The sequence below is a fragment of the Mesorhizobium sp. M2A.F.Ca.ET.037.01.1.1 genome (genome assembly GCF_003998075.1).
Lineage (GTDB): Bacteria > Pseudomonadota > Alphaproteobacteria > Rhizobiales > Rhizobiaceae > Mesorhizobium.
In genome coordinates, this window is sequence record NZ_RZSA01001554.1 from 1 (window position 1) to 891 (window position 891).

At 65.0% G+C, this 891-nt stretch carries 1 pseudogene; it reads right to left on the bottom strand.

Annotation, left to right across the window (positions count from 1 at the left end):
• A pseudogene (locus tag EOA27_RS38320) lies at window positions 1–891 on the bottom strand (IS110 family transposase); the annotation flags it as partial.

Here is an 891-nt window from a genome sequence, read left to right on the forward strand (position 1 = left end):
CTCCATCCCCACGCCGGCGGTCGCATACTGCCACAGTGCGACCAGCAGTTTACGTGCTAAGGCGACGATCAGCGGCTTGCGCAGCCGCCCGCCGTTGCGCTCGACCCGCTGTTTGAACCACTGGCTAAGGGCCGAGTCTGGTTGGTGTCGCAGCCACAGCCAGGCCATCTGCACCATCGTTCCCCTCAGCCGCGGATTGCCCGCTTTTGAGACGCCCTGCTAGTGATCGACAGAACCGCTCTGCCAAGGCGTTGGCGCAAGCCCGGCGTAAGCCGCAAGCTGCCTTCGATTGTCGAAGTGACGATAAAGACCTTCAGACCAGAGTACGTTGGCGAACTCAGCGCCCACCCCCTTCAGCTGCGAGCAGTCTCACCATCGGCGCCGGGTCGTTCGCCTCGGCCCGATCCAGCAGCAGATCGTCGCGCGCCGCCTCGACCTTTTGCACTGCTCCAGGATCAGCTCAAGCCGGTCGAGCTCGCGCACAACCTGTGCCTTCAGGTGGAAAGGTAAGGCGCGGCCATCACCCGTTTGGAGGTTCTCGAGCCTGGCACGTCGGTCGCGACGCAGCGGCTCATAGTCACCGACGCCCTGGGCGAATAGCAGTCCCTTGATCCGGTTGACGTGCTCCACCCGCTCGGCGATCAGCGTCTTGCGTTCCCGGCAGATTCGGCGGCGATCCTCTTCCTCGGGGCTCGGCGGCTTGACCATGGAGCAGACCCGCGGCTCGCCGCGCTTGTAGGCCAGCAAGGTGCGCACCAGGGTCTCGCCGTCGATCTTATCGGTCTTCGCCCGCCGGCGCCGCCGTGACACCAGGATCGAGGCGGCGTCGACCACGTGGCTTTCGATCGCTTCGCCCTGAAGCACCCGATGGATCCAGAAGCCGTCTAGTCC